General features: G+C 60.4%; 1 protein-coding gene and 2 pseudogenes. 1 reads left to right on the top strand and 2 read right to left on the bottom strand.

Annotated features, from left to right (window positions below; all coding sequences use genetic code 11):
* A partial coding sequence (locus JSE7799_RS06380; RefSeq protein WP_186201854.1) for a transposase occupies window positions 1–311 on the top strand: 311 nt, incomplete at its 5' end.
* A 41-nt stretch (window positions 312–352) separates the two neighbouring features.
* Here JSE7799_RS06380 and JSE7799_RS21605 read toward each other — a convergent pair.
* A pseudogene (locus JSE7799_RS21605) lies at window positions 353–1225 on the bottom strand (transposase); the annotation flags it as partial.
* Window positions 1222–1535 (bottom strand): annotated as a pseudogene (locus JSE7799_RS21610) (integrase core domain-containing protein); the annotation flags it as partial. The pseudogenes JSE7799_RS21610 and JSE7799_RS21605, both read right to left, overlap by 4 nt.

Here is a 1535-nt window from a genome sequence, read left to right on the forward strand (position 1 = left end):
AAACGGCCTTGGCAGAGATCGTCGCCAGCTATCGCACCTCTGCGCCGAAGCTGGCCGCATGGCTGGAGGAAAACGCGCCCGAGGGGCTCGCGGTCTTCACGCTGCCCGAGCACCATCGCCGCCGGCTGCGCACTTCAAACCCGATGGAGCGATCCGTCCAGCAGGAGCTCAAGCGGCGCACCGTAAAGGTCAGGGTCTTTCCCAGCGACGACGCTCTGCTGCGACTGGTCAGCGCCGTCCTCGTAGAGATCGACGAGAAATGGGCCTCCGAGACCAAGGCCTACATCAAATGGGAATGCCAGGATGCATGACCCGCTCTCAGCAGAATTTCCAGACCGCAGGTTGCTCTATCGATGTATCGGCTGTAATCGTCGAGAATGGTGCTGAGGTAAAACCAGCCCCCCCAAGACCTTGAGATAGGTGAAGTCGGTCTGCCAGAGTTCGTCTGGCCGCGTTGTCCTGTCTGTGAACTCATTGGCCGCCTTCATCACGATGTGGGCAGGTGCCGTGATCAGGTCCTCGGCTTTCAGGATCCGGTAAATCAATGATTCAGAGACAAAATCCTGCTTCTCATCTGTGTATTTCACCGCCAGCTCGCGGGGCGTCAGGTCTTCATGTTCCAAGGCGAATTCGATGATGTCGGCCCGGGTCTCATCCGGGAGGCGGTTCTACACGGACCCCCGATGGGACGGCGTGTCCTCGAGCGCGTCCAGCCCGCCTTCCGACCATCGGTCATACCAGCGATAATAGGTCGTGCTGGGAATGCCGAGCATGGCCAGCGTCTGGCGAACCGGCAGATGCGAGGCTTCGACAGTGCGGATGATCTCAAGCTTTTCCGATGCGGAATACCTCATGCCTCGTACTCCCCATCCCCGATCATGCTTCTTTTGAGCAGGCGATTCTCCAGGGTCAGGTCGGCGACAACCTCCTTCAGCGCTGTCGCCTTCGAACGCAGTTCCTTGACCTCGGGCGAGCTCGCCTGACGGGCAGTATCCCCGGCCAGCCGCTGCTTGCCCGCCACGAGGAATTCCTTCGACCACGTGTAGTACAGGCTCGCGCTGATTCCCTCGCGGCGGCACAGCGCGGCGATGCTCTCCTCTCCGCGCAAACCCGCGAGAACGATCCTGATCTTCTCTTCGGCCGAGTACTGCTTTCGGGTCTTGCGTTTGATCCCTTTGACCAGCTTGTCGGCCGCGTCCTTCAATGTTCCGGATTTTTGGTTCATCTTCGCTCCTTGATGGCTGCGATGAACCGACCTGAGCCCCGACTCTCCTCCGGCCATTCGGAGAATCCACGGGTTGATTTTTGGGGCTGCGCCGCACGGATTTCCAGCCCCTTCTTTGCCATGAACTCGACCGGCGGGATGTTCCCGAGGCCGGAATGCGGGCGGCGGTGGTTGTAGTCGTGCTGCCAGTCCTGGATCTTCTGCCGCGCCTCGTCGAGCGTCGTGAACAGGTTTCGTTCAACAGCTCGTCCCGGAACCGCCCGTTGAAACTCTCGACGAAGCCGTTTTGCATCGGCTTGCCCGGCGCGAT

Source organism: Jannaschia seosinensis, from assembly GCF_001408515.1.
Taxonomy (GTDB): Bacteria; Pseudomonadota; Alphaproteobacteria; order Rhodobacterales; family Rhodobacteraceae; genus Jannaschia; species Jannaschia seosinensis.